The organism is Flavobacterium antarcticum DSM 19726 (assembly GCF_000419685.1).
Lineage (GTDB): Bacteria > Bacteroidota > Bacteroidia > Flavobacteriales > Flavobacteriaceae > Flavobacterium > Flavobacterium antarcticum.
Window position 1 is genome coordinate 239,279 of sequence record NZ_ATTM01000002.1, and the last position, 23,723, is coordinate 263,001.

Genomic DNA, 23,723 nt, shown 5'->3' on the forward strand with positions numbered 1-23,723 from the left:
ACTTTTCTTTTTGCGAATAATTTCCTGATTGCATTAACTTAATTTTCGTCTCTCCAGTTCAAGCGATCTTGCTGGTTGTATTGCCATGGCGCTCCGTTGTTTTCAATGTTTGTCATCATTGCATTTAGAGGCATTGGTGCAGCACTTTGCTCCATTACTAAATATTGACGCATATCCATAATAATGGAAAGCGGACTGATATTTACAGGACATTCTTCAACACAAGCGTTACAAGAAGTACAAGCCCACAATTCTTCTGGTGTGATGTAATCATTTAATAGTGTTTTATCATCTGGAATAAAAACGCCTTTATTTGCATCAATATTTTTACCTACTTCCTCTAAACGGTCACGCGTATCCATCATAATTTTACGAGGAGATAATTTCTTGCCTGTAATATTTGCCGGACAAACACTGGTACAACGACCACATTCCGTACACGTATACGCATTCAGCAATTGAACCCAATTTAAATCTTCTACATCTGATGCGCCAAATTTTGCTGGAACTGCATCTGCTGGTGCTGCAGCATACGGATCCGCATTTGGATCCATCATCATCTTTACTTCGGCAGTAACTGCTTCTAAATTTTCAAACTTACCTAGCGGATTTAAATTCGCAAAATAAGTGTTTGGAAATGCCAATAAAATATGAAGGTGTTTTGAAAAGTATAAATAATTTAAGAAAATCAAAATACCAGTGATGTGCAACCACCAAGCCGCACGTTCAATAACGTAAACTGTTCCATTTGGTACACCTTCGAAAAGTGCAGAAATGTATTGACTGATCGGAAATGAACCTGCAGGATGAAAATGCATAAAACCACCAGCAACGTTTTGCAAATGGAAATCAGTAGCATTCATTAATAAAAACAAACTCATTAATACGACTTCAAAATACAAGATGATGTTACCATCTGATTTTGGCCATCCTTTTAAATCTGAACTGACAAATCGCTTCAGTTTGATAATATTTCTTCTGATGAAAAAGATCACAACAGCTACCAAAACTAAAACCGCTAAAATTTCAAAAGAGCCAATTAGTACATTGTAAAAACTTCCCATGAATGAAAATACACGGTGCGTTCCAAAAAGTCCATCAATAACAATTTCTAAAACTTCAATATTGATCACAATAAAACCTACATAAACGATAACATGCAAGAATCCTGCAACTGGTCTTTTAACCATTTTTGATTGGCCTAAAGCAATCATAAACATATTGTTCCATCGTTCCCCTTTTCGGTCAGAACGATCAATATCTTTTCCTAATTTTATATTTCTAATTAACTTTTTAACATTAATTGTAAAATAACCAATTCCCAGAATAAGTAAAATTGCAAATAATATATTGTCTAAGTAATTCATCGTTTATACGCTGTTAGTTTGAGATCGTGTCTTGAGGTTTGGGTGCGACGTAAGGCTTGTTTTTCTTACCAAATAAAGAAACATTTATGTATCGAGTAGGATTTAAACGCAAATCTTGTAATAACAATTCTAATTCAGTAGAAGTCGAATTCAAGTTTTTATACAATGCATCGTCATTCAATAGTTTGCCTAAGGAACCTTTACCTTTATCCAAATTACTGATCATATTGTCCACACTTTTCAAAGAATGTTCAAAATGTTTGATGGCCTGACCAATTTTAGCTTTCGCCAATGTATCTGAGATTTTAGAAAAATTTGCAGTAGTCTTTTTTAAGTTCGCCAATGAACCATCAATATTCGCTTGATTCTTATCGATGATTTGGTTTACATTTTTACCCGCTTTTGCAAATTCATCCATTAAACTATTTAACTTGGCAATGCTTTCTCTTAAATTCGCTTTAGATTTATCATCTAAAACCTGATTTAAATTATTCAAAAGTACATCCGCACTAACGGCTACTTTCTCAATTTTTTCCTGCAGAGGAGTTAATTTTTCACCTACTAATGAAGTCAGTCCAGGAATGATACGGCCGGTAAATACATGACCTGATTCAGCCATATCGTTGTCTTGTAGATTTGGAACAATCTGAATTTGTTTACCACCAATTAATCCTGGCTCATAAATATCAATTGTACTTGATTTTGAAATTGGAAAATCGTTTTTAATTTGAAGTTCTACTTGTAATTTAGCTGTAGAAGGAACCAATTCAATTTTAGTAATTCGACCAACAATCAATCCGTTAATGGTGACAGGAGCTGAAGTAGCAAGTCCTTCAACATTGTCGTACTGAACGTAGAACATGCGGTATGAAGTCAGTAAATCTCTACCTTGAAGAAAACTATATCCCCAAATAAATAATAATATCGAAGCAATAACAAGTATTGCGGTTTTAATTTCTCTTGTAATTTTCAAAATGTAGCGCTTTTTATAGACAAATTTATAACAAAATATTGAAAGATGAGCCTATTTAATGGCTTCCTGCAAATTAATTTTCGTCCCATCTTTAAATGCAACGATGTAAGCTCCTTCAAATCCTTTTGATTTTGCCTCCGCTAAATTTTGTTTCGCATCGTTATAATTCGTCGCGTTTCCGTACATATATTTATAAAGCGTCCCATTATCTGTAGTAACTGAAATAGCATTTAATCCTTTAAAGTTACCAGGTGTCAAGTCAATTTTTTTTCCACTTGCAGCAAGTTGCACCTTAAAAACAATTCCCTTATCAGTTGAATCTACTTCGCTTTTCGGTTGCTTTACTTCCGGTTCTGCTTGTTTTTCAACTTTCTGAGCAACTACTTCCTTTACTTCTGCTTTTTCTGGTGTTTGTGGTACATATTTTTCAAGTGCAGGTTCATTCTTACCCGAACCATAAAATTCATTTTTATAACTGATGATGGCATTTGCAATTCCCGCAGCAATTTCGCCTTGTCCGTCTTCAGAATTCATGTAACCACTTTCTCGCTTGTTAGAAATAAACCCCATTTCCACTAATATTCTTGGCATTGAAATTTGACGCAATACAAGAAATCCTGCTTGTTTCACTCTTCTATCTTTCCGTCCAAAATTAGTAGCCATGCCATTCTGAACCCGACTTGCTAAAGAGATACTATTTGCCATATATTCTTCTTGCAACAACGAAGTTCCAATGGCGCTTTCCGGAGATTTTGGATCATAACCGTTGTATTTCAACTTATAATCTTTCTCCATGGTCACTACTTCATTCTCCTTTTTTGCAACCTCTAAATTTGATGCATTTCGGTGCATACCCATTACATAGGTTTCATATCCTTCAGCCGAAGTATTTTCGTTTGCATTACAGTGAATCGAAACAAATATGGAAGCGTTGTTTTTATTTGCAATATGAGCTCTTTCATTTAGCTCTACAAAAACATCGTTATTTCTAGTATAAATAACATCGACATTCGGGTTTTTTTCAAGAATTTTGCCCACCTTTAATGTCACGCTTAAAGCAATATTTTTCTCCGCTAAACCATGATAACTGGCACCAAAGTCGTTTCCGCCATGTCCTGCATCCAGTACGACTTTAAACTTAGTCGACTGTCCAAAACTATTGATTGAAACAGCAGTTAACAATATGATAATAAAAAGGTTACACTTGTTGAATATACGCATAAGAATCAGAAAAGTTAATTTAATTAAAAACAGTATGGTTATAATTTATAAAAATACTTATTTTGATGAAAAAAATATAGTAAGTTTGACACATCAAATAGTACGCCATATTTTTACAAAAATAGCATTTAAACTCTTGCGAACAAACTTATTTCATATCGTTTTATCGGCCATTTTCCTAACATTAGGAACTTCAAATTTACATTCGCAGGAAAAACCTAAAAAATTAAGCGTTCCAATTCCTGAAAAAAAAGAAGTTGCTGCTGATACAATTTCAATCCAACCTTTACAAGTACCTAAAAAAGAATTAGATAGCACTAAATCAGACACCGTTAAGAAGAAAAAGTCTGTTTTAGAAGGTATTGTAAAACGTACGGCTGTTGATTACGAACGAATCGACCAAAAAAAGAAACTTGTTACCTTATATAACCAAGCTGAATTGCATTACTTAGATGTTGTGCTGAAATCAGGCATCATTGTAATGGATTATGCCAAGAATGAAGTTTATGCAGGAAGGATCAAGGACTCTGCAGGAAATTTTACGCAACGTCCCGTTTTTACACAAGGTTCTAATGTCGTTGAACCTGATTCCATTCGTTTTAACTTTAAAACCAAGAAAGTATTAATTTGGAATTCCCGAAGTAAACAAGGAGAATTAAATTTCATTGCTCAAAAAGCAAAAAAGGAAAATGATTCGGTTTATTTTATGGAAAATGTAAAATTTACGACTGCGGAAGATATTGATGATCCGGAATATTATTTTTTAGCGCGAAAAGCAAAATTCGTTCCTAAGAAAAAAGTCGTAGTAGGATTGACAAATATGTACATTGCTGACGTTCCTACACCAATAGGATTGCCATTCGCTTTTTTTCCAATGACAGAAACGAGTCAATCTGGAGTCATTCTTCCTACATTTAACGACACAAGACGTCAAGGATATTCACTGCAAAATGGTGGTTATTATTTCGCATTAAGCGATAATTATGATTTGACATTTCTAGGTGATTATTATACGAACGGAAGTTATGCAATGCGTTTTGAATCCAGTTACGCAAAAAGATACCGCTTTACGGGAAATGTCAATATTCGTTTTGAAAACCAGATTACAAGTGAACGCGGTTTTCCGGATTACGCAAAAAGCAATGAATACAACATTCAATGGACCCATTCACAAGATCCCAAATCAAATCCAAATTCTAGATTTTCAGCGTCGGTCAACTTAGGAAGTAGTACCTATTTCCGAAATTCGCTGAACCAAATGAATGTCGGATCGCAATTGAACAACAACTTAAGTTCGTCCATCTCGTATTCAAAAACCTTTAATTCAGTACCAAGCGTAAATTTTTCGGTAACTGCAAATCATTCTCAAAATACCCAAACGGAAGAAATAAGCATGACTTTGCCTACTTTACAATTGAGTGTAGATCGTGTTTTTCCATTCGCTTCCGAAGACCAACCTAAAAAAGGTTTCATAAAAAACATTAACTTTCAGTATAATTTAAGAGGTGAAAATAGGATTCGTACCAATGACTCGCTGTTTTTCAAATCTGAAATGTTTAGAGATGCAAAAGTAGGTTTCCAACATTCAATTCCAATCAATACGAATTTTAAGGTATTTAAGCATTTTAGTGTTTCTACAGGTGTGAATTACAACGAAGTTTGGTATTTGAAAACATTGCGTAAAGAGTTTGATCAAGATCAAGGACGTGTCGTGGAAAGCGAAGTGAATAAGTTTGACGCTTACCGTACCTATTCTTTTTCGAGCAGCGTGGGTACGACGGTCTATGGAACATTTGACTTTGGCGAAAGCAAAAAAATTCAATCCATTCGCCACGTGATGAGGCCTTCAGTTTCGTACAATTACACACCGAGTTTTGAGAAATATTTTGACACCTATGCACTTGATGCAAGTGGTACGATGCAAAAAGACTATACACGATTTGAAGGCGGTATTTTTGGTGCACCCGGAAAAACGTACTCTAATAATGTAGGCTTTACCTTGAATAATACGTTTGAAGCAAAAGTAACAAGCAAGGATTCAACTTCTGCAGCGCCGCGAAAAGTGATGTTGCTGAACAACCTTCTTTTCGCTACAAGTTATAACATTGCGGCAGATTCATTGCAGTGGGATCCTTTGCGAGTAAGCGGTGGAACTTTGTTGTTTAAAGATAAAATGAATGTTAATTTTGGTGCCACTTTTGATCCTTATGCGATTGATAATGCAGGAAAAAGAATTAAAAAATACAACATTGACAACGGTGGAAGTTTATTCCGAATGACAAGTGCCAATATGACGATTAATTATTCCTTAAGCAGCACTGGAGACGGTAAAAAAGAGAAAGACAACACCCAAGGTGCAAGAAATGGTGGTCGCGAAGATGATTTATTTGGAACAAATGTCGATTTTAGTGAACGACGCGAAAGCCAATTTACCGAAGAAAACAAAAACAAAGAACAGTCCGAGTTTTTCACAACAGACTTACCATGGGATTTGACCTTTGCGTATTCATTGACCTACGGAAATATGACGCGTCAAAATGAAATTATAGGAAATTCAATTATGATTTCTGGAAATATTGACATCAGTCCAAAATGGAAAATAGGTGTTTCAACTGGATATGACTTTGTGCAACAAGGCGTTACTTTTACCCAACTTCGCTTCGAACGTGATTTATTGAGTTGGCGTATGGATTTCAACTGGACTCCTTTTGGTGAAAATGCATATTGGGGATTCTTCATCGGTATCAAATCAGGAATGCTGAGCGACATTAAGTGGGAAAAAAGAACACAGCCTGCACGTTTAATCAAATAATTATAATTCAAATAAAGATGAAAAAAATAATTTATACGGACAAAGCTCCCGCACCAATTGGCCCTTACAATCAAGCGGTTTTAGTAGGAAATACATTATATACTTCCGGTCAAATTGCCTTAAATCCGGTAACAATGGAACTGATAACGGAAACCATTGAAATCGAAACCAAGCAGGTGATGGAAAACATGAAAGCAGTTTTAGAAGCCGCTGGAATGACTTTTGAAAATGTAGTGAAAACTACTATATTCATAATGAATATGGGTGATTTTGGAAAAATAAATGATGTTTACGAAACCTATTTTGACGAAAAAACCGCTCCTGCACGAGAAACAATTCAAGTGGCGTGTTTGCCTAAAAATGTAAATATTGAAATTTCGATGATTGCAGTTTTGTAGTCTTGGACTTTTCTTTTTATAAAATATCGAAAAGCCATTTCTGTTTAGAAATGGCTTTTTTGTGTTTGTGAAAATTAAAAACTTTCTTAAAAAAAAAGAGATTATAATTAAATAATCTCTCTTACATCTATTCGTTGTGTAAAAACGCTTTCCTGTTCAGTAACGTTTCATCGCTTTCAACGTGATTATCATCAGGAACACAACAATCTACAGGACATACAGCCGCACATTGAGGTTCGTCGTGGAAACCTTTACATTCTGTACATTTACTTGGTACAATATAGTAGTAATCGTCTGAAACTGGGATTTGAACTGCATCCGCATCCACTTCTGTTCCGTCCGGTAAAACAACTTTACCCGTTAATTTTGTTCCGTCTTTATACCTCCAGTCGTCAGCACCTTCGTAAATTGCAGTGTTTGGACATTCCGGTTCACATGCACCACAATTGATGCATTCATCAGTTATTATGATTGCCATTTTTTATATTTTAAAACAGACTTTAAGCGTTTAAAAAAGTACTTATTGTCTATTGCTTAGAAAAGGTTTATTTTTGTGCAAAATTACGTCCAAAACATTTCATAAGCAAATCAATATGACCTTAGAACATAAAAAAAATACTTTAGTCGAATTAGGTAAATTCCTCTCCCAATTTCACTTGGAAAAAAGCGTACCTAATCCCGAAGTTTTAAAAAACGATTTGTTTTATACTGCCTTTTTAGACTTAATTGAATTGTCGCAATCGCACAACGGTTGGTACACACAAGAAAACGTTTATTTTGCTGTAGAATCGTGGGCTAAAGCACTTACTAAGGATAATTTAGAACAATGGCTTTCAAAATATAATTTTGATAATGTGAATCCAAAAACCGTTGGATTAGTCTTAGCCGGAAATATTCCGCTAGTTGGCTTTCACGATTTTATTTGCGTCTTGCTTTCAGGTCATCATGTACAAGTAAAAACATCTTCTAACGACCAAATGTTATTACCATTCTTGGCCAATTATCTAACTTCTGTTGAACCTGCTTTGTTGAATTGTATTCATTTCTCAGAAGGAAAGCTAACTGATTTTGACGCCGTAATTGCAACAGGTAGTAACAATACAGCGCGTTATTTTGAATATTACTTTAAAGACAAACCTTCTATTATTCGCAAAAATAGAAATTCTGTAGCCGTTTTAAATGGCTCTGAAACTGCAGCAGATTTTGAAGCTTTAGGTGAAGATATCTTCAGGTATTTTGGATTAGGTTGCAGAAATATTTCTAAGATTTTTGTGCCAAAGGGTTACGTTTTTGATTCATTCTTTGAAGGAATTTTCAAATACCAAGATGTAATTCATTACGAGAAATACGCCAATAATTACGATTATAATAAGGCCGTTTTCTTGATGAGTAATTTCAAACTATTAGATAACGGATTTTTGACAATTAAAGAAGATGCAAGTTACGCCTCTCCTATATCAAGTGTGTTCTATGAATTTTATGATGATTTAGATACTTTGAAAGCAAAACTTGCCGATGAGAAAGACCAAATTCAATGCATATCATCAAATAATTTAGTGCCCAATAGCATTCCTTTCGGGAAAACGCAACAACCTGAATTGTGGGATTATGCAGATAATGTGGATACATTAGAATTTCTATTGAAACTATAAAATAAAATTTCTTTTCTAAAATTGCTATTCTATGAAAATACATAATTTCAGTGCAGGACCTTGTATCCTTCCCCAGGAAGTGTTTGAAAAAGCAGCACAAGCCGTCTTAAATTTAGACAATTCGGGATTGTCAATTTTAGAAATTTCACACCGAAGTGACGCTTTTATTGCGATTTTAGAAGAAGCGAAAGCATTGGTGTTAGAATTGATGAATTTGGAAAATCAAGGATATGAAGTTTTGTTTTTGCAAGGTGGAGCAAGTATGGAATTTTTACGTGTTCCCTACAATTTATTGGCACAAAATCAAAAAGCAGCTTATTTAGATAGCGGACTTTGGGCAGCAAACGCAATTAAGGAAGCAAAAAGTTTTGGTGAGGTTGAAATTATAGCTTCTTCAAAAGATGAAAATTATAATTTCATTCCAAAGAATTATAAAATTCCCGAAGACGCAGCCTATTTTCATTGCACTTCAAATAATACTATTTACGGAACACAAATGAAAAATTTTCCTGAGACAAACATTCCCGTAGTTTGCGACATGAGTTCCGATATTTTTTCAAAAGCAATTGATTATTCCTATTTTGATCTAATTTATGCTGGTGCTCAAAAAAATATGGGTCCTGCTGGAGTAACTTTAATCGTTATTAAAAAAGATATCTTAAGAAAATCAGGCAGAAAAATTCCAAGTATTTTAGATTATCAAAAACACATTGATGCTAAAAGCATGTTCAATACGCCAAATGTTTTTGCAATTTACACCTCATTGTTAAATTTGAGATGGCTGAAAAAAAGTGGTGGAATTTCGAAATTACAAGAAAAAAACGAAGCGAAAGCTAATTTATTATACACAGAAATTGACAGAAATCCACTATTTGAAGGAACAGCAAATGCCGAAGATCGCTCGATGATGAACGCAACTTTCGTATTAAAAGATTCACGGCTAACTAATAAATTTGCACAAATTTGCGAAAGCAAAGGAATCTCTGGAATTCTTGGACATCGAACGGTTGGCGGTTATCGTGCTTCGCTGTATAACGCATTGCAATTGGAAAGTGTGCACGTTTTAGTAAATGCGATGCAAGAATTAGAAAAATATACAAATTAATTACATAAGATTTTCTCACAAATAAATTAAAATGAAAGTATTAGCTAACGATGGAATTTCAGCAAATGGAATCCAACTTTTAGAACAAAACGGATTTGAAGTAATCACTACGAAAGTCGCGCAAGAGCAAGTTGCCGCTTATATCAATAAAAATGAAATTGATGTTTTATTCGTTCGTACTGCAACAAAAATTTCAACTGAACTATTAGACGATTGTCCTTCGCTGAAAGTAATAGGAATTGCTGAAGAAGCTATTGACAATAAGATTATTGACTACGCGAAATCTAAAGGAAAAACAATTGTAAATGCATCCGATTCTTCCGCCGTAGCAATGGCAGAATTGGTTTTTGCACATTTATTTTCAGGTGCTCGTTTTTTGCACGATGCCAACAGAAATATGCCTTTAGAAGGAGATAGTAATTTCAATAGCTTGAAAAAGGCATACTCAAGCGGAATAGAACTAAGAGGAAAAACACTTGGAATCATTGGTTTTACAGCTTCTGGAATTGAAGTTGCAAAAATAGGATTAGCTTTAGGAATGCATGTAATCGTTGCTGATGGTTCGACTGAAGAAACGGAGATTGAACTGAATTTCTACAACGGAAAGTCGGTGATTGTAAAAGTAGAGAAAGTAGAATTAAACCAACTTTTAAGGCACTCGGATTTTATTACGATACATCTTCCTGCGTCTGAAAAGAAATATTTGATCAGTGAACCAGAATTCAAATTAATGAAGGACAATGTGGGAATTGTAAACGTCTCACAAGGCGGAATCATCAACGAAGTGGCATTATTAAAAGCATTAGACGACAACAAAGTACTGTTTGCTGGATTAGATGTTTTTGAAGAGCAACCGACTCCTGCCGTTCAAGTTTTGATGCATCCAAAAGTTTCGTTGACACCTCACATTGGAAGTACGACAGTAGAAACACAGCAGAGAATGGAAATTGAATTGGTACAAAAAGTCGCTCAGCTTCTAAAATAACAATAGATTTTTCAAGAAATTAAAAACTAGCCAAACTTCATCGTTTGGCAATTTTTGTTAAATCAAATAAAGTCGGCTACTATATCTACAAAAAATTGTATTTTTAGTGAAAATAATAATTATGAAAAAACACTTCGTTATAATTGTCGCTTTATTTTTCGCAGTGGCTTGCGGAACAAAAAAGACGACCACTTTTGATACTGGTACTTCAAAAAACGATACCATTCGCATTGCAAACGACGAATTGGAATATGAAGTAATAATTATTGATGCCGGTTTTAATGGTTGGTTAGCGAGCTATGCCAAACCTAGAAATTATTATACGCAAAATTACATGGAACAAAGAAACCGTCTTTGGGTAAACCAGTGGAATCAAAATGTGATTTCAGGACCAAGACGCGATTTGTTTGAAATGACCATCAATTATCAAAGTAATATTGATTATGGTTACGAAGTAAACTATTTATTGTACAACTATTTGACGTATTTTCAATTAACTAATAATATTCAATTGGGTGGTTTTAAGGCTCGATTATAAGTACTACTTTTGTGTATATTTTAGCACCAAATGAATAAGCTTAAGACCCGTTGGGGAATTACATCTAATTTTCAACTCGCAATTATTTTTATAGTTTTTGCGATAAACGGTTCCTTATCCGCTAGAATATCTGCTTTCTTTTTAGACGAGTTGGGAATGACTAAAGAAAATACAAACGTCATTATCTATTATATTATTTTACTTGTTTTAGTACTTCCACTCTATCCATTTATGCTGATGTTTTTTGGATGGCTTTTTGGCCAATCTAAATTTTTTACACCATTTGCCACAAAAATGATACGAAGTATGAAATTGGGATTTTTACTACCAAAACAAAAAAGCTAGAATTTCTTCTAGCTTTTTTTTATAAAATAACTGTAAAACCACATTAATGTAAACGACGGTATAATATCCGTGGCGGGAAGAAGTTCTTCAACGAAAGAAACGACACCTGCTACTTTTCCCATCGTACCTTTGTACATCCAAACCATTATCAAACCTGATAACGGAGCCCAAACTACGTCGGCAAATTCGCCAATCAGTGGAATTGAAAAAGACATCATTCCTATCGCGTCAAACAAGAGACTTAAAACTAAGTCTCGCGTTTGATTTCTCTTATCAGTAAGTTGTTCAATTTGTTTCATACTATTTATAAAACAAAAAACATGCCTAATTTATTGTGCTTACTTTTTCAACTTATCTTGAAAGTTCTTTTTCAATTTATCAATTTTTGGAGTAATCACATACGTACAGTACGACTGACTTGTATTTCGTTTGTAATAGTTTTTATGATAATCTTCGGCAACATAAAATTTAGGTGCTTTTGAAACCGCCGTAACCAATGGCTTGCCAAATGTATTTTCATAATTCATTAACGCAATGTAATCTTCCGTAATTTGCTTTTGTGTGTCGTTGTGGTAAAAAACTTCACTTCTGTATTGTGTTCCCACATCAGCACCTTGTCGGTTAAGACTTGTGGGATCGTGTGTCGCAAAAAATATTTCTAATAAGTCACCAAAACTCACCACATTTGGATCAAATACAATTTCTATTGCTTCGGCATGACCGGTTAATCCAGTAGAAATTTCATTATACGTTGGATTTTCAATTTTTCCACCAATGTAACCTGGTAGAACGGTTTTTACTCCCTCAATTTCTAAGAAAACAGCTTCCGTACACCAGAAGCATCCTCCTGCAAAAGTGGCCACTTCTAATTTTTCTTGCTTTAAGGTTTCGTTATTCGCATTTGATTCTGTCATTGTTACTTTTTCTTTTGATTGGCACGCCATAGTGGAAAATGCCAATGCGATTGCTATTAATTTTTTCATTTGTAAAATAGGTTTTTTAAAATTAAGTTGCCCTTTTGGAATTTAATCATCCTAAAACAACAACTGATTTGTGAAGCGTTCCTACTGCTTTTTTGTTCATCAAAATTAATTATTAATTAAACAAATTAAAGGTCTATTAACGCAACTTTATAACTTACTTACGAAACAAAGGTCGATTGTAGATTTGGATTAACGAAAAACTTTGTTACTTTGTGAAAAATTAAATTATGATTGAGGCGCTTCATATTGAAAAATTTTACGACGATTTACAAGTGCTGAAAGGCGTGGATTTGCACATAAAAAAAGGCGAAATTGTTTCGATTGTTGGCGCGTCAGGTGCGGGAAAGACTACACTACTGCAAATCTTAGGAACCTTAGATTTACCATCAATAAAACCGTCTACTTCTCTAAAAATTAACGGCGAAGATGTTTTGAATATGAACGACAAAGCGCTTTCAAAGTTTCGAAATTTAAACTTGGGATTTATTTTTCAATTTCACCAATTGCTTCCTGAATTTACGGCGTTAGAAAACGTGTGTATTCCTGCTTATATTGCAAAAAAGGACAAGAAAGAATCGGAGAAAGAAGCAATTCGACTTTTAGAATATTTAGGTTTAGGCCATCGAGTACACCACAAACCGAATGAACTTTCCGGTGGAGAACAGCAGCGAGTGGCAGTAGCTCGAGCATTAATCAATAAACCAGCCATTATTTTTGCAGATGAACCTTCGGGAAATTTAGATACCGCTTCGGCTGAGAATTTACACCAATTATTCTTTGACTTGCGCGATGAGTTTGGACAAACTTTTGTCATTGTAACCCACAACGAAGATTTTGCAAATATGGCAGATCGGAAATTAGTGATGGTTGATGGTTTAATTTCAAATTAAGTCAATGAATCAAGGCGACTTAAAAGATTTTCTTGATGAAAAGGTGCTTCTATACAATAATCCAAATTTCATTGAAAGCGACCCGATTCAGATTCCACATCGTTTTTCAATAAAAGAAGATATTGAAATTGCAGGCTTCTTGAGTGCTACAATTGCTTGGGGAAATAGAACGATGATTATACGAAATGCATCTAAAATGATGGATTTAATGGGGAATTCGCCTTACGATTTCGTGATGTCGCATTCTCCAAATCAGTTAGAGCGATTTGATTCTTTTGTACACCGTACTTTTAATGCGATTGATTTTAAAACGTTCATAACTGGTTTGCAACACATTTATACAAATCATAAAGGACTAGAAGGTGTTTTTAGTACTACAGAAGCACATTCAATGCAGAAAAACATCAGCGATTTTAAAAAGAAATTTTTTGAAATCAATCATTTGCAACGAACGCAAAAACATATTTCCGATCCTTTGAATAATTCCGCTGCGAAAAGAATCAATATGTACCTCAGATGGATGGTTCGAAACGACAATGCCGGAGTAGATTTTGGTATTTGGAACACTGTTTCCCCTGCATTTTTATCTTGTCCACTTGATGTACATTCAGGAAATGTGGCTCGGAAACTGGGATTATTGACAAGAAAGCAAAATGATGCGAAAGCAGTTTTAGAACTAGACACCAATCTGCGAATTTTAGATCCAAACGACCCAACAAAATATGATTTTGCTTTATTTGGATTAGGTGTTTTTGAAGGATTTTAGATGTGAAAATTTTATTTTGCTATAAAAACAAAATTCTTTGTTAAACCCATATATAATTGACTTACTTTTATAATTTGTGGTATATTTTTTGTACTTTTAATAGTCAGTACCATTTCAAAATTAAATCTCCACTCCATTCATTTTCAATTACAGGTTATTAAATATTTCGAGAAGAAAGCTATTATTAATAATTTTACGTAAGTACTAAAAAGTATTTATTGAATTTAACTAAATGAATCATTAAAATTATGTTCTTACAGAAACACAAAATAGATAACAGATGTTACAGCAGTACCGATTATTCTGGTCAGAAATATAATATCTTTACTGTGGAATCTAAACTGAATTTTCTATGAATAGTGCTAAAAAAATTGTTTTAGCGGAAGACAATTCAATGCTTTCTATGGTGCTGAAATTCCGGCTTGAAAAAGAAGGATACAAACTTTTAGTTGCAGCTGATGGCAAAGAAGCACTTGAGTTAATTGAACTGCACAATCCAGAATTAATTTTGACAGACATTATGATGCCATTTGTTAGTGGACTCGAGGTGATCAGTCATGTCAGAAATAAATTAAATCTCCAAACCCCAATTGTTGTCTTTTCGGCAGCGGGTCAAGAAAAAATTGTTCTTCAAGCTTTTGATTTAGGTGCCACTGATTTTATGACAAAGCCGTTAAGTCCTAATGAGTTGGTTTTAAGGATAAAAAGATTGTTGCGATAATTATACAAATTAGTTACCACGAAGTTAGTAGATGAGTATTTACCATGATTTAATTGACTATTTAAAAGAGTCTCCGCTTATTATTCAGATTTTGTGGATCATGACCGGGTTGTTTATTATCATCATCATTTTTCTTATATTTCGTTTAAGATCCTTGAGAAAGGGTTTGAGAAGTAAAGGAAGAACAATTGCTTTATACGAAAAAAAATACGAAGCGTATCTTTTGAACTATTTATATTCGGAATCAGATGAAGAAATTTCGGCTTCGCAAAAAGTAATAATCAGCCAATTAAAGAAATCAACAAAAGATCCGTTCATCCGCAAAATTTTGCTTTCGCTACTTGTTAAATTGAAACAGGAAGTATCCGGCGAAATTTCAGATTCAGTTCAAAGGCTTTATTTCCAGATTGGCTTAGTAGATTATGCAGTAGCAAGATTGTACCACAAGAAATGGTATGTAATTGCAAAGGGGATTCGAGAATTAAATCAGTTTCAGGTTAAAGCAGCTCACGATGATGTAATGATGCATATCAATCATCCGCGAAGAGAAGTTCGTAAAGAAATGCAGTTGTACATGGTGAATTTGTTCCATGCGGAAGGGTTGAACTTTTTAGCACAGTTGGAAATGCAACTTTCGGAGTGGGACCAGATCCAACTTTTACGTGTGTTACAACAATTGGAAAATCAGGAGAATCTGAATATTAAATCTTGGCTTAAATCAAATAACCATTCTATTGTTTGCTTTGCGTTAAAATTAGCTGAAATCTACAGTGATATTGAATCAATTGATGAAATTTTGAAATTGCTACATCACATTGAACAAAGAATTAGAGTGGAGTCGATAAGGGTTCTAAGTGTCTTAAATGCAGTTCAGGCTAAATATATATTAAAAGCGGATATAGAAAGCCGAAGTACTGAAGAGCAAATTGCTTTTTTTGCGATGATGGAAAATTTATTTGATGTTTCAGACGAATCTTTTATTAGTGCTTATGTTGATCATCCTGTGTTTGAGATTAAAGTTTCTGCTCTAAAAATTTTAAAAGTAATTAATAGAGCAAAATTTGATGCTTTAAAAACAGAGTCAACTGATCCGCACTTTTTGAGAATAATTACTTTCATAGAGAAAAATTAAGTATGCTAAATTATATTTTTCAAATACTAATTGATTTATTTCACTACCTCTTTCTGGTTTACACAGTAAGCTCTATCGCTTTTTACCTTATTTTAACAGCTATTTCTGAACTTGAAACAAGAGAATACAAGCGAAAAAACAGCTATGTCAATTATAAGGAAATCATGTCTTCCAGCAAATCTCCTTCCATTTCAATTATTGCTCCAGCGTACAATGAAAGTTTAAACATCGTTGAAAATGTTCGTTCGTTGCTTTCCAATCATTATGTCAATTACGACGTAATTATTGTAAATGACGGAAGTAAAGACGACAGTTTGGAGAAATTAATTTCAGTCTACAATTTAGTTCCTGTTGATTTACTCATCAATGAGCAAATTCCTACGATGCCGCTTCGACATGGAGTATTCAAATCAACAAATCCTGCATTTGAAAAATTAATTGTTGTGGACAAGGAAAATGGTGGTAAATCGGATGCCTTAAATACCGGACTGAATATAAGTACCAGTGAATTTGTAGCATGCATTGATGTGGATTGTCTTCTATTGGAAGATTCATTACAGAAAATGATTAAACCCTTTCTTGAAAGTACAGATAAAATAGTAATTGCTGCTGGAGGAGTAATCCGAATTTCAAATTCCTGTATTGTTAAAGACGGAAAATTGCACGATGTAAATTTCCCAACAAAACTTCTCGAGCAAGGCCAAATTCTAGAGTACATTCGAGCGTTTTTATTGGGCAGAATGGCGTGGAGTCGGCTGAATGGCTTGCTCGTTATTTCTGGAGCTTTCGGTTTATTTGATAAAAAACTTGCTCTAAAAGTAGGCGGTTACGATCGCAATACAGTGGGTGAAGATATGGAACTTGTCGTCAGAATGAGAGGTTACATGGAAGAGCAAAAAATAGATTACCGTGTTGCTTATATTCCAGATCCACTTTGTTGGACCGAAGCACCTGATAGTTATAAAATATTCATATCACAGCGAAACAGATGGACTCGTGGCACAATTGAAACGTTAAAGAAGCATCGGAATATCGGATTCAATTCTAAGTATAATCTTCTGGGAATGTTGAGTTATCCGTATTGGTTTTTTTACGAGAGAATGGCGCCAATTATAGAATTTGTGGGAATCATTTATTTTGGAATCTTAATAATCACCGATAAAATTCGATGGGATTACGCTTTCAGCTTTATTATTTTGGCTTACTTATTTACCGTAGTATTCTCCTTAATTGCATTAATTACTGAAGAGACGACCTACAATCAGTATAAGAAAAAAGGAACTGGAGTTAAACTTGTGAAAATTGCATTTTTAGAACCATTCGTGATCCACCCTTTTGTTTTATATGCCGCAATTAAAGGAAATATTGATTATTATTTCAATAAAAAGAAAAAGTGGGGAGAAATGACCCGAAAAGGAATGACTAAAGCTTAATTTTATTAATCAATGAATTTAAAGTCTAATTTTAAAGACAGTTTAGAGTACGTTTATGCGGTTGTTTCGCTAGTCGTCTTATTCTACTTAATGAGTATGATCGAAATTTTCAACGATTTTGATGTACAAACATTTGCATATAAAATACTGAACGATTCGTTTACTGGTGTAGCGATTGGGCTACTTTTTTTTCCTGTTTATTTCCTTTTTAAATTGATCAATAACCGACTTGGAATTAAATTTATCAATTTATTATTTTCAATTGTATTAGTCATTCAACTTGGTTTAATTGGCTACAGCCTTACCACTCACATCAATCTTGGAGCAGATCTTTTAGGATATTCCCTTGATGATATGTACACTACAGTCACCGCCTCATTAACTATTTCTTTGGCAACTTTTCTGCCCTTTTTTGTCGTTCTCCTTCTCTATTTTGGATTACGAAAATTGCTGAAAAAGTTTGGACCCAAAATAAATACAATAATTATTCTGGCAGTTTTCGTATTGTTTGCTGGATTGACGTTTATTTTTTCAGCTGCTGAAAAACCTGCTAATCAAAATAAATTACAGTTTCTACTGTCTGATATTGTTCGAGCTAAAAATGACAAAGCCGCTTCTTCTTCTGCAAACGTTACTTTTAAACAAGAGTTTCCGTTACAGCGTTCCTCGGAAGAAACTCCAGATGTTTTGTCGCCGTTTTTTAACATTAAATCACAGCGACCGAATATCGTTTTTATCATTATTGAAGGATTGGGAAGCGACTTTACAGATGGTGGCGAATATGCCGGTTTCACTCCGTTCTTAGATTCGTTGACTACCAAATCACTTTACTGGAAAAATTTTGTCAGTAATGCAGGACGAACATTTGGTGCATTGCCTTCATTAATGGGATCGCTCCCTTTTGGTGAAAATGGTTTCATGGAATTAAACCCAATTCCAAAACACAATTCCTTAATCAGTATTTTAAAATCGAACGGTTATTCAACCAGTTATTATTGTGGCGATGAATCCACATTTGATCGAAAAAGTAATTTTTTAGAATACAACGGTATTGATAAAATCATCGATATTAATAAATTTGGTCCCGGATATGAAATGACAAAAGCCAATTCAGGTGGTTTTTCTTGGGGTTATCCAGATGCTGAAATTTACCGTAAAACATTGTCAGAGCTAAAAAATTCAAACCAATCTCGGTTAGACATCATCATGACTTTGACCAACCACGAACCTTTTGATTTTCCGGCTAAAAAAGCCTACTTGGAAAAAGTAGAGCGGCAACTGAGTTCAAATCCAAACAAAAAGAAATGGAGCGAATACAAAGATATTTTTGCCTGTTTGCTTTACACGGATACTTCACTGAAAAATTTCATGAAAGAATATTCAAAACGAGCTGATTACGCAAATACTATTTTTATTATTACAGGCGATCACCGCTTAATTCCGGTACCGCAAAAAGACAACTTGTCGCGTTTTCATGTTCCTTTTTATATTTACAGTCCATTATTAAAGAAAACGGCCATTTTTAAATCAATTTCGGCCCATACCAATGTTACACCCAGTTTAATTTCATTTTTAACAAATAGTTATAAATTAAATAAAATTGAAAAAACAACCTGGATTGCTGATGGACTCGACACCGTTCGCGATTTTAGGAATAAGCATACGATTGCTTTAATGCGGTATAAAGGAAGTATAAATGATTATATTTATAAAGAATATTTTTACTCCGATGGTACAGTTTCGAAAATTGACGAAAAGTTTAATTTAGAAGAATCCGGAGGTTCGATGAAAAGCACCATCAACAGTTCGTTTAACGATTTTAAAAAATTAAATTCTTACGTAACGACAAAAGATAAGATTACAGATACGGCTACTAATTTCAACAAGCCTGCTTATGAATTTACAAAAGAAGAACTCGCGACCATAAAAAATTTAACGAAAGGCTTAGACCGTGACGAGATTTTCTTATTAGCACGAGAATTAGCGTTCAACAAACATAGGGCTAATGCCAAATTACTGTGCAACTACATCCTCAACGATCTTCCTAATTATGGAGATGTACGAACTTTAAAAGGACGCATATTAGCATGGGACGGCGATTATAAAAATTCAGAAAAAGAATTACTAGAAGTGATAAACCGAACTCCCTTCTACGGCGATTCGTATCTTGCAATTATGGATATTTATTGGTGGTCGGGACAAGATAAAAAGGGTATCGCAATTGGTAAAAAAGGATTGGCTAATCAGATTGACAATCCTATTTTAGGTTTGAAATTAGCTGAAGCTTACAAAAGAAATAACAATTCATCAGGTGCTAGAAAAATGATTGACAGTCTTTTAGTACTTTACCCCAATGAAAAAGAATACCTAAATTTTAAAAAATCTCTGAGAAAATGATTTTAAAGATAAATATAAAACTAGTCGTTATTTTAGCCTTATTAGGTGCTTTTCAAATGAAAGCACAAGATAGCGCATACAATGGTGATCCAGATGTTTCGTTTGAAACCGCACGTAAATTAGCATTCAACGAACAAAGAACACAAGCCCAGGATACTTTGCGGAATATTTTAACTAAATACCCAGATTACCATGAAATTCGATCTTTTTTAGCTACCACTTATTCTTGGGATGGTGATTATAAAAGAGCTCGAAAGGAATTTACTACTATTTTTGAAAAAAATTCAGATAGTAAAGAAACATGGATTGCTGCAATTAAAAACGAATTGTGGGCCGATTTACCTTATGCGGCTTTACGAATGACTTCAAAAGCGCTTGCAATTTTCCCCGAAGATCCTGAAATCTTATTTTTAAAAGCGAGTGCCGAGGAAAACAGTAGCGATCCTCAAGAAGCTCTAAATACGATTCAAATGATCATTGACAAAAATCCAGAAGATTTAAAAGCGCGTGATTATAAAAAAAGTTTAGAAAGTGTACTAAGAAAGAATACCGTTGGAATCAGTGCTTCCATAGATTTATATTCATCTGTTTTTGATCCCATGCAGTATTATACTTTAAAATACAGCAGACAAACAAAATACGGAAGTATTACACCAAAAGTCAACTTAAACAGACGTTTTAACGAAGTTGGCGCCCAATTTGAAGTCGATATGTATCCAAAAATTTGGAAAGGTTTGTATGCTTATGTAAATTTTGGTGTATCTAATTCTTTTCTGTTTCCAGATTACAGATATGGTGCTGAATTATACCAGTCATTGCCTAAAAGCTTTGAAATTTCAGCAGGTTTTAGAACTTTAAAATATTCCTCTACGACCAATATTTATACCGGTTCTGTCGGTTGGTATTATGGAAATAGTTATTGGTCGTTGCGTCCATATTTTACGCCTAGCGAAACGGGAACAAGTGGTTCTGCCACATTAACGTATCGGAAATACCGAAGTGATGCTGATAATTATTTCGGAATTTCATTCGGAATGGGACTTTCTCCGGAATTCAATCAATATGCCTTTAATGCAAACGATGATCCTGTTGTGAACCTCGAATCTCAAAAGTTGAATGTGAGTTATAATTTTACAACTGGAAATAAACGAAACGCTTGGGGTGTTCAAGCCGGAATTTCACACCAAGAAATTATTTTTGATCAAGGAAATTTCTTCTGGATTTATTCTTTGGCTGTGTCTTGGGATATGAAATTTAGATAAGCTTCTTGTACATAATTATTAAATGGAATTTGCGTAAAGTAATAAATTGATATACAAATTGCAGTGCTTAAAAATATAGAATATGCGTAAAATCAGGTTGTATTTTCTTTTCTTGTTTTTAATGACTTTTAATTTGATTTCTATGGCACAAGCAACATTATCAATTCAAAATTTGCCAGATAAAGAAAATGTAATTTTTATAAACAGTGAACGCTCAAATGCTGCTGCAGTAATTTTAAAAACATATTTAGATCAAAGTTGGAAGTCTCCGTTCTCAATTAAACGCTACTATAAAAATAATTTTGATGAAAAAGTGTCATCAATTCATCTTGTAATTGAAAATTCAAAAGATAAAAATAGTTTTAGCATTAACAGCGATGAAAATACCATTTATTTAATCGCACCCAATGAAAAACTACTAAGTTATACAGTGTATACTTTTCTAGAAAATATAGGCTTTAGAAAATTTACAGCAAAGGAAGTATTGATTCCAACTTTAAGCGAAATTACTTTCCCAAAAAATTCGGAAACAATTCACCTACCTTCTTTTGAATACCGTGTGCTCTATTATCCGGATGCATTTGATCAAGATTTTAGAGACTGGCATAAACTAGATTGGCACCGCGACGATTTTAGCGTTTGGGGACATTCATTCGATAAACTTTTACCTGCAAAAGAATTTTTCAAAACCAACCCGGAATATTTTGCTTGGTACGAAGGCGAACGAAGATCTGAATCACTTTGCATGACCAATAAAAAGGTGCTAAGAAACGTAATTAAAAAGATAGCTACCATCATTTCAGAACATCCAAACACCACTTTTATCTCAGTAAGTCAAAACGATGAAGCTGTTTTTTGTGAATGTGATCATTGTACCCGCTTAAATGTAAAGCACGGTGGACCTTCTGGCTCGTTGTATTATTTCTTAAATAAAGTGGCAAAACATTTTCCAAAACAAAAAATCACCACTTTGGCATATCAACATACCTTTCGGCCGCCTACACATTTAAAAATTCAAACTAATATTTACACGCTACTTTGTCCAATTGATTTAAATAGAGGTAAATCCATTTTAGACGAAGATTCAAATAGTTCGTTTTTGCAAATAGTAGACGGTTGGAACAAAGCAACCAATAATTTGTACGTGTGGGATTACACCGTTCAATTTTCAAACTACCTCTCGCCATTTCCAAACTTCCATACCTTTTCGGACAATTATACATTCTTTCAAAAAAACAATGTAAAAGGGATTTTTGCTCAAGGATATGCTGATGTTCCCGGAGATTTGTCTGAATTACGGCAATACCTTCTAGCTAAATTATTGTGGAATTCTGACATAGATATTGAAGCAACTACGGATGATTTCTTGAATGGATTTTACGGACCTGCAGCTCCATTCGTAAAGAATTATTTGAATAAATTGACAGAAAACCAAAAACGATCCGATCGAAAATTAGACATTTATTCAGGACCAATTCAGGAGCGAACGACGTTTCTGACACCAAAAGCAATGCATGAATACGATCAAATAATTGCTCAAGCCGAAGAAGCAGTAAAAGAAAATCCGTCCCTTTTTTCGAGAGTTAACAAAATCCGACTGGCTTTAGAATACGTTTATTTCGAGCAATCAAAATTTTATGGTTTTGAGAGAAATGGTATGTTCGCTACTAATAAAGAAGGCGTTAAAGTAATTCAATCCAGCTTAACAGAACGAGTCGTACAATTTGCAAACACCTGCAATAAATTGGGTATTTATGAATTGAGTGAAGAAGGAATTGCCCCAAATAAATACCTATCGAACTGGCTTGAAATTACAAAAAATACGGCAACACATCTCGGCGAAAAGTTGACCGTTAACTTTCGTTCGGAGCCTGCCATTGAATATGCAGCAAAGGGAACTAAATCACTCGTAGACGGAATTAGGGGACATACAGACTACAACATCAACTGGGTCGGTTGGTACGGCATAAATCCACAGATAGAACTGGAGACGAACGAAATTAACTTTAATCAAATTGTACTTCATTTTTTAAACAGTCAGCGGAACTGGATTTTTTTACCAAAAAAAATTGAAGTGTTTGGCTTTAAAAATGAAGAATGGCATTTAATAACTGAGAAAAAATTACTAGATTTAGAAGAAAATTATACAGTAGAGTCAAAGAGGATTGTCGTCTCCAGTTCCGAATTTTCTAATTTCGAAAAAATAAAAATTGCAGTAGAAAATCAAAAGCAATTGCCACTTTGGCGGAAGCGAAAGAACAAAAAGCCAATGGTCATGCTGGACGAAATTGAACTTTATAACAAATAAATCAAAAGATGAATAGTCCTAAAAAAATCTTGATTATTGAAGATGATGAGTTGAAGCTTAAAATCTTACAATTTATTTTAAAGAAAGAACAGTACGAATTTCAAATTGCTACAGATGGTGCAACCGGTATCGTCCAAATTACACAGTATAAACCCGATTTGGTCATCACCGATATAATGCTTCCCATAAATTCCGGCTTAGAGATTGTCACCCTTTTAAAGAATGACTTTCCTCAAATACCCGTGATCGTTCTTTCCGCTTTGGGAGATGAAGAACAAACAATTATTGAAGCATTCGAACTTGGTGCTGATGATTTTATTGCCAAGCCTTTCAATCCCATCGAATTGATACTCCGTGTTAAACGACTCATCGACAAGTAATTATTTTCAATAATTTGTTAAAATATTTAAATTCTAAAAGTGTACCTTTGCCCAA

At 34.1% G+C, this 23,723-nt stretch carries 22 protein-coding genes; 16 read left to right on the plus strand and 6 right to left on the minus strand.

All coding sequences use genetic code 11. The features are described 5' to 3' along the window. Positions 1-38 precede the first annotated feature (38 nt). The 3 genes from YWA_RS0104145 to YWA_RS0104155 are packed head-to-tail and all read right to left on the minus strand — an operon-like array spanning position 39 to position 3,561. On the minus strand, positions 39-1,367 hold the full coding sequence (locus tag YWA_RS0104145) for a (Fe-S)-binding protein (protein WP_022827237.1): 1,329 nt from the start codon (positions 1,365-1,367) through the stop codon (positions 39-41). 13 nt (positions 1,368-1,380) lie between these two features. Beyond that, on the minus strand, positions 1,381-2,340 hold the full coding sequence (locus tag YWA_RS0104150) for an MlaD family protein (protein WP_022827238.1): 960 nt from the start codon (positions 2,338-2,340) through the stop codon (positions 1,381-1,383). 51 nt (positions 2,341-2,391) lie between these two features. Beyond that, positions 2,392-3,561 (minus strand): N-acetylmuramoyl-L-alanine amidase family protein, encoded by a 1,170-nt coding sequence (locus YWA_RS0104155; RefSeq protein ID WP_026718568.1) that lies wholly within the window; start codon positions 3,559-3,561, stop codon positions 2,392-2,394. A gap of 34 nt (positions 3,562-3,595) precedes the next feature. On the opposite strand from YWA_RS0104155, the gene YWA_RS0104160 reads away from it, so the two are divergent. After that, positions 3,596-6,373: a putative LPS assembly protein LptD gene (locus YWA_RS0104160; protein WP_022827240.1), complete on the plus strand. Its 2,778-nt coding sequence runs from the start codon at positions 3,596-3,598 to the stop codon at positions 6,371-6,373. 17 nt (positions 6,374-6,390) lie between these two features. Then, entirely contained in the window at positions 6,391-6,771 is a 381-nt protein-coding gene (locus tag YWA_RS0104165; RefSeq protein ID WP_022827241.1) for a RidA family protein, read from the plus strand. A 127-nt stretch (positions 6,772-6,898) separates the two neighbouring features. Here the strand turns inward: YWA_RS0104165 and YWA_RS0104170 are convergent, their stop codons facing one another. After that, a complete protein-coding gene (locus YWA_RS0104170; RefSeq protein WP_022827242.1) occupies positions 6,899-7,249 on the minus strand; it encodes a 4Fe-4S dicluster domain-containing protein in 351 nt (116 codons plus the stop codon). Positions 7,250-7,364: 115 nt separating this feature from the next. On the opposite strand from YWA_RS0104170, the gene YWA_RS0104175 reads away from it, so the two are divergent. The 5 genes from YWA_RS0104175 (at position 7,365) to YWA_RS0104195 (ending at position 11,396) form a co-directional block, all read left to right on the plus strand. Then, positions 7,365-8,423 (plus strand): acyl-CoA reductase, encoded by a 1,059-nt coding sequence (locus tag YWA_RS0104175; RefSeq protein ID WP_022827243.1) that lies wholly within the window; start codon positions 7,365-7,367, stop codon positions 8,421-8,423. Positions 8,424-8,454: 31 nt separating this feature from the next. Further along, positions 8,455-9,528, plus strand: a complete 1,074-nt coding sequence (serC, locus tag YWA_RS0104180) for a 3-phosphoserine/phosphohydroxythreonine transaminase (RefSeq protein ID WP_022827244.1) — start codon at positions 8,455-8,457, stop codon at positions 9,526-9,528. 31 nt (positions 9,529-9,559) lie between these two features. Beyond that, complete coding sequence (locus YWA_RS0104185; RefSeq protein ID WP_022827245.1) at positions 9,560-10,513, plus strand: NAD(P)-dependent oxidoreductase; 954 nt, start codon at positions 9,560-9,562, stop codon at positions 10,511-10,513. Positions 10,514-10,634: 121 nt separating this feature from the next. Continuing rightward, on the plus strand, positions 10,635-11,051 hold the full coding sequence (locus YWA_RS0104190; RefSeq protein WP_022827246.1) for a DUF6146 family protein: 417 nt from the start codon (positions 10,635-10,637) through the stop codon (positions 11,049-11,051). A gap of 30 nt (positions 11,052-11,081) precedes the next feature. Continuing rightward, positions 11,082-11,396 (plus strand): DUF6787 family protein, encoded by a 315-nt coding sequence (locus YWA_RS0104195; protein WP_022827247.1) that lies wholly within the window; start codon positions 11,082-11,084, stop codon positions 11,394-11,396. Positions 11,397-11,404: 8 nt separating this feature from the next. Here the strand turns inward: YWA_RS0104195 and YWA_RS0104200 are convergent, their stop codons facing one another. Both YWA_RS0104200 and msrA read right to left on the minus strand, forming a co-directional pair. After that, positions 11,405-11,695, minus strand: coding sequence for a hypothetical protein (locus YWA_RS0104200; RefSeq protein ID WP_022827248.1), 291 nt, complete (start codon positions 11,693-11,695; stop codon positions 11,405-11,407). Positions 11,696-11,734: 39 nt separating this feature from the next. Further along, complete coding sequence (gene msrA, locus YWA_RS0104205) at positions 11,735-12,379, minus strand: peptide-methionine (S)-S-oxide reductase MsrA (RefSeq protein WP_022827249.1); 645 nt, start codon at positions 12,377-12,379, stop codon at positions 11,735-11,737. 227 nt (positions 12,380-12,606) lie between these two features. Here msrA and YWA_RS0104210 point away from each other — a divergent pair, with 227 nt between their 5' ends. The 9 genes from YWA_RS0104210 (at position 12,607) to YWA_RS0104255 (ending at position 23,668) form a co-directional block, all read left to right on the plus strand. Next, a complete protein-coding gene (locus YWA_RS0104210; protein WP_022827250.1) occupies positions 12,607-13,269 on the plus strand; it encodes an ABC transporter ATP-binding protein in 663 nt (220 codons plus the stop codon). Between the two features lie 4 nt (positions 13,270-13,273). Continuing rightward, the gene (locus tag YWA_RS0104215; protein ID WP_022827251.1) at positions 13,274-14,035 is read left to right on the plus strand and encodes a TIGR02757 family protein; all 762 of its coding nucleotides are present in this window, start codon (positions 13,274-13,276) and stop codon (positions 14,033-14,035) included. Between the two features lie 352 nt (positions 14,036-14,387). Continuing rightward, a complete protein-coding gene (locus tag YWA_RS0104225) occupies positions 14,388-14,756 on the plus strand; it encodes a response regulator transcription factor (protein WP_022827253.1) in 369 nt (122 codons plus the stop codon). Between the two features lie 31 nt (positions 14,757-14,787). After that, the gene (locus tag YWA_RS0104230) at positions 14,788-15,888 is read left to right on the plus strand and encodes a hypothetical protein (RefSeq protein WP_022827254.1); all 1,101 of its coding nucleotides are present in this window, start codon (positions 14,788-14,790) and stop codon (positions 15,886-15,888) included. A gap of 2 nt (positions 15,889-15,890) precedes the next feature. Beyond that, the gene (locus YWA_RS0104235) at positions 15,891-17,321 is read left to right on the plus strand and encodes a glycosyltransferase family 2 protein (protein WP_022827255.1); all 1,431 of its coding nucleotides are present in this window, start codon (positions 15,891-15,893) and stop codon (positions 17,319-17,321) included. Between the two features lie 12 nt (positions 17,322-17,333). Then, a complete protein-coding gene (locus tag YWA_RS0104240; RefSeq protein WP_022827256.1) occupies positions 17,334-19,718 on the plus strand; it encodes an LTA synthase family protein in 2,385 nt (794 codons plus the stop codon). Continuing rightward, entirely contained in the window at positions 19,715-20,980 is a 1,266-nt protein-coding gene (locus YWA_RS0104245) for a YaiO family outer membrane beta-barrel protein (RefSeq protein WP_022827257.1), read from the plus strand. Before YWA_RS0104240 ends, YWA_RS0104245 begins: the two co-directional genes overlap by 4 nt. Positions 20,981-21,062: 82 nt before the next feature. Next, a complete protein-coding gene (locus YWA_RS0104250) occupies positions 21,063-23,288 on the plus strand; it encodes a DUF4838 domain-containing protein (RefSeq protein ID WP_245557695.1) in 2,226 nt (741 codons plus the stop codon). Positions 23,289-23,296: 8 nt separating this feature from the next. Then, positions 23,297-23,668 (plus strand): response regulator transcription factor, encoded by a 372-nt coding sequence (locus YWA_RS0104255; protein WP_022827259.1) that lies wholly within the window; start codon positions 23,297-23,299, stop codon positions 23,666-23,668. Positions 23,669-23,723 lie beyond the last annotated feature (55 nt).

Coding starts and splice junctions, on each gene's coding strand:
- YWA_RS0104145 (WP_022827237.1), bottom strand. CDS start 1,367: ATGAATTACTTAGACAATATATTATTTGCAATTTTACTTATTCTGGGA.
- YWA_RS0104155 (WP_026718568.1), bottom strand. CDS start 3,561: ATGCGTATATTCAACAAGTGTAACCTTTTTATTATCATATTGTTAACT.
- YWA_RS0104160 (WP_022827240.1), top strand. CDS start 3,596: ATGGTTATAATTTATAAAAATACTTATTTTGATGAAAAAAATATAGTA.
- YWA_RS0104165 (WP_022827241.1), top strand. CDS start 6,391: ATGAAAAAAATAATTTATACGGACAAAGCTCCCGCACCAATTGGCCCT.
- YWA_RS0104170 (WP_022827242.1), bottom strand. CDS start 7,249: ATGGCAATCATAATAACTGATGAATGCATCAATTGTGGTGCATGTGAA.
- YWA_RS0104175 (WP_022827243.1), top strand. CDS start 7,365: ATGACCTTAGAACATAAAAAAAATACTTTAGTCGAATTAGGTAAATTC.
- serC (WP_022827244.1), top strand. CDS start 8,455: ATGAAAATACATAATTTCAGTGCAGGACCTTGTATCCTTCCCCAGGAA.
- YWA_RS0104185 (WP_022827245.1), top strand. CDS start 9,560: ATGAAAGTATTAGCTAACGATGGAATTTCAGCAAATGGAATCCAACTT.
- YWA_RS0104190 (WP_022827246.1), top strand. CDS start 10,635: ATGAAAAAACACTTCGTTATAATTGTCGCTTTATTTTTCGCAGTGGCT.
- YWA_RS0104195 (WP_022827247.1), top strand. CDS start 11,082: ATGAATAAGCTTAAGACCCGTTGGGGAATTACATCTAATTTTCAACTC.
- YWA_RS0104200 (WP_022827248.1), bottom strand. CDS start 11,695: ATGAAACAAATTGAACAACTTACTGATAAGAGAAATCAAACGCGAGAC.
- msrA (WP_022827249.1), bottom strand. CDS start 12,379: ATGAAAAAATTAATAGCAATCGCATTGGCATTTTCCACTATGGCGTGC.
- YWA_RS0104210 (WP_022827250.1), top strand. CDS start 12,607: ATGATTGAGGCGCTTCATATTGAAAAATTTTACGACGATTTACAAGTG.
- YWA_RS0104215 (WP_022827251.1), top strand. CDS start 13,274: ATGAATCAAGGCGACTTAAAAGATTTTCTTGATGAAAAGGTGCTTCTA.
- YWA_RS0104225 (WP_022827253.1), top strand. CDS start 14,388: ATGAATAGTGCTAAAAAAATTGTTTTAGCGGAAGACAATTCAATGCTT.
- YWA_RS0104230 (WP_022827254.1), top strand. CDS start 14,788: ATGAGTATTTACCATGATTTAATTGACTATTTAAAAGAGTCTCCGCTT.
- YWA_RS0104235 (WP_022827255.1), top strand. CDS start 15,891: ATGCTAAATTATATTTTTCAAATACTAATTGATTTATTTCACTACCTC.
- YWA_RS0104240 (WP_022827256.1), top strand. CDS start 17,334: ATGAATTTAAAGTCTAATTTTAAAGACAGTTTAGAGTACGTTTATGCG.
- YWA_RS0104245 (WP_022827257.1), top strand. CDS start 19,715: ATGATTTTAAAGATAAATATAAAACTAGTCGTTATTTTAGCCTTATTA.
- YWA_RS0104250 (WP_245557695.1), top strand. CDS start 21,063: ATGCGTAAAATCAGGTTGTATTTTCTTTTCTTGTTTTTAATGACTTTT.
- YWA_RS0104255 (WP_022827259.1), top strand. CDS start 23,297: ATGAATAGTCCTAAAAAAATCTTGATTATTGAAGATGATGAGTTGAAG.